Genomic DNA, 3,425 nt, shown 5'->3' on the forward strand with positions numbered 1-3,425 from the left:
CTCAAGCCGCGCCACGTCACGATGATCTCGATCGCCGGCGTCATCGGCGCCGGCCTCTTCGTCGGCTCGGCCTCGGCGATCAAGCTCGCCGGCCCGTCGGTCCTCATCGCCTACGCGCTGGCCGGGACGCTCGTCGTCCTCGTCATGCGCATGCTCGGCGAGATGGCGACGGCCAACCCCGACTCCGGCTCGTTCTCCGTCTACGCCGACCGCGCGCTCGGCAAGTGGGCGGGCTTCTCCATCGGGTGGTTGTACTGGTGGTTCTGGGTGCTCGTCATCCCCGTGGAGGCGACGGCCGGCGCGAAGATCCTCTCGGGCTGGATCGACTGGCCCCAATGGGTGTTCGCTCTCATCATCACCGCGTTGCTGACGGTGACGAACCTGTTCTCCGTCGCCAACTACGGCGAGTTCGAGTTCTGGTTCGCGCTCATCAAGGTCATCGCCATCGTCGGGTTCATCGTCCTCGGTGTGCTCGCGATCCTCGGCATCCTTCCCGGCTCGCACGCCTCGGGGCTGCACGGATTCACCGACCACGGCTTCTTCGCCGACGGCTGGAGCGGCGTCCTCGCCGCCATGCTGACGACGATGTTCACGTTCATGGGCACCGAGATCGTGACGATCGCCGCGGCCGAGTCGAAGAACCCGGTCGAGGGCATCCGCAAGGCCGTCAACAGCGTCATCTGGCGCATCTCGCTGTTCTACCTCGGCTCGATCTTCGTGGTCATCGCATTGACGACGTGGAACTCCCCCTCGTTGCAGAAGAATGGCTCCTACCAGGAGGCGCTCAACAACATGGGTCTGGAGAACCTGGCGAGCGTGCTCGACTTCGTCATCCTGACCGCCGTCGCGAGCTGCCTCAACTCCGCGCTCTACACCGCGAGTCGCATGGCGTTCAGCCTCGGCCAGCGCGGCGACGCACCCAAGGCGTTCGCGCGCATCAACCGACGCGGCGTGCCGCAGGTCGCGATCCTCGTCTCCGTCGTCGTCGGCTTCGTCGCCGTGTTCGGCAACTACCTGCTGCCGGAGAAGATCTTCACGTACCTGCTGTCGACGTCAGGCGCCATCGCGCTCATCGTCTACCTCGTCATCGCCGCGACGCAGCTGCGCTCGCGCGCCGCGATGAACCGCGTCGGCGCACGCCCGGCCGTACGCATGTGGGCGTTCCCCGTCCTCACCTACGTGACGATGGCGTTCATCGTCTTCACGATCGTCGCGATGGCGCTGCGCGCCGACCAGCGCCTCAACCTGTGGCTGACGCTCGGCCTCACCGCCGTCGTCGTCGGCATCGGCATCGCTCGCTACGGCGCGAAGGGCGGCAGCGAGAAAGCGATCCTCGAAGCGGTCGAAGCGTCGCCGCACGTCGACACCGAGACCAGCGACCTCGCACGCCACGAACGTCACCCGTGACGCGCGCCTGACCCGAAGCTCGCGCGACGCGCCGCCCACGACGATGTGGGCGGCGCGTCGCCATTCGTGCTTCATTGCGGCTCTACACTCACGCCATGGCCTCGACGATCTTCAGCGTGGTCCTGCTCCTGCTCGCCCTCGTGGCCTTCCTCTACGGGCGCCACCTGCGCCGCGCGGGGCGGAAGCAGGCCGTCCCGGACTCACGGGGCGAGGCGGCCACGACCGGTCGTGCCCGCGCGGGTGATCTCGACGCATCGGATGACGGTGTAGAAGATGCCGACGCGGACGACAGCGGTGATCTCGACGCCGGCGCCTCCCCCGCCCGCGTGTTCCTGCACGCCGCGCGTCCCGAGGCGCCGAGCACGCGGGCTCGCGCGCGTCTGGCCTACCTCGTCTCTGCGGCCTGCGCGACGCTCGCCGTCATCGTCCTCGCCGTCGCGAGTTCCGTCGTCGTGCCGACGAAGGAGATCGGTGTCGTGACGACGTTCGGCAAGCCGACGGGCAGCCTCAGCAATGGCTTCCACCTCAAGGCGCCGTGGCAGAAGGTGACGTACATGGACGCCGCGATCCAGACCGACAGCCACACCGCCGACGACAAGAGCTGCATCAACGTGCGCATCGCCCACCAGGCGACGGCGTGCGTCGACGCGTCCATCCGCTGGCGTATCCGCCCCGACGCCTCCGACGCGCTGTTCCAGAACTACCGCGAGTTCTCCAGCATCCGCTCGAGCCTCGTCGACCGGCAGCTGTCCTCGAGCCTCAACAAGGAGTTCGCGTCCTACGACGCCCTCGCCGTCGACGAGAAGGGCAACCCGACGACCCCGACGCTCGCGAAGCTCTCAGAGGACGCGACGAAGGACATGCGCGACCAGATCGGCGACCAGATCGAGGTGCTGTCGGTGATCATCCCGGTCATCAAGCTCGACGACAACACGCAGTCGAAGGCCAACGCGCTGCTCGCCCAGGTCGCGCAGACGCGCATCGCCGAGCAGGGCGTCAAGACGGCCGAACAGCAGGCGAAGGCTAACGAAGCGCTCGCGAAGTCGGTGAGCAAGGACCCGAACGTCCTCGTCTCCAAGTGCCTCGACATGGTCGAGGGCGGCAAGGTGACGCTGCCCGCCGGCTTCTCGTGCTGGCCGTCCTCGGACTCCGCCGTCGTCGTCCCCTCCACCGGCTCCTCGTCGAAGTAACCCCCGCCCCCCTGCGATTCTCGTCCCCCTTCGCGAATCTCGTCCACATCGGCGAACGGCGTCCCCCTTCGCGGATCTCGTCCACATCGGCGATTTTCGGCCGCATTCAACGGACGTTGTGGCGTTGCGGTCGGTGAGCGGCGTTTCAACGCGTCGGGCGGATTCGCCGTCACAGCGCGAAGCGTCACCCCTGACCGCGGACTCGCGCCGCACTGCACCGACCCACGCTTTCACCGATGAGGACGGGGGAAGCACGCAGCGCGCCGGGGCGGGCGAGTAGCCTGACACCATGCGTACCTGGGCCATCGCCACCGTCACACCCCTGCTCGTCCTGACCGCGTGCTCCGCCCAGACCCACCGCTTCGACACCGCGACGGAACTGCGCAGCGCAGCCGTCAACGCAGGCCTGCACTGCACCGGGTACAACCCGACGACGCCGCCAGCGGGCGCCTCCAGCTCAGGCGAATGCGTCGGCGGCACCCACGCCATCTTCGTCGTCTACGACGGCGAGAATGCAGCCAAGAGAGCCATCACCGACGCGACCGGCAAACTGACGGGCGACGACGCCATCCTCGCCGGCCCCAACTGGTACGTCATGAGCAGCACTTCAGCCCTCGACGGCATCAAGGACTCCATCGGAGGAGACATCAAGAGCAAGTAGGCGGCGGCTGAACCCGGACTTGAGACGCGCTTTGCGCGTCAGCGCCACGGGCAGGGCTCGGCACGCGCTTCGCGCGTCGGAGCCATGGGGACTTCGCCATCCTCGCTCCGCTGCGGCGGCTCCTCGAATCACAGTGTTCGACAGATGTGAATACAGACAGCCACCCG

At 67.6% G+C, this 3,425-nt stretch carries 3 protein-coding genes; all 3 read left to right on the top strand.

What is annotated here, in order from left to right:
* Positions 1 to 1,407 (top strand): amino acid permease (locus B2284_RS01030; protein ID WP_286697086.1); only part of this gene is annotated, 1,407 nt, incomplete at its 5' end.
* A 95-nt stretch (positions 1,408 to 1,502) separates the two neighbouring features.
* Entirely contained in the window at positions 1,503 to 2,597 is a 1,095-nt protein-coding gene (locus B2284_RS01035; protein ID WP_286697087.1) for an SPFH domain-containing protein, read from the top strand.
* A gap of 289 nt (positions 2,598 to 2,886) precedes the next feature.
* On the top strand, positions 2,887 to 3,258 hold the full coding sequence (locus tag B2284_RS01040) for a hypothetical protein (RefSeq protein ID WP_286697088.1): 372 nt from the start codon (positions 2,887 to 2,889) through the stop codon (positions 3,256 to 3,258).
* The last annotated feature ends 167 nt before the right edge of the window (positions 3,259 to 3,425 follow it).

Origin of the sequence: Dermacoccus sp. UBA1591 (assembly GCF_002322065.1) — a bacterium.
GTDB classification, from domain to species: Bacteria; Actinomycetota; Actinomycetes; order Actinomycetales; family Dermatophilaceae; genus Dermacoccus; species Dermacoccus nishinomiyaensis.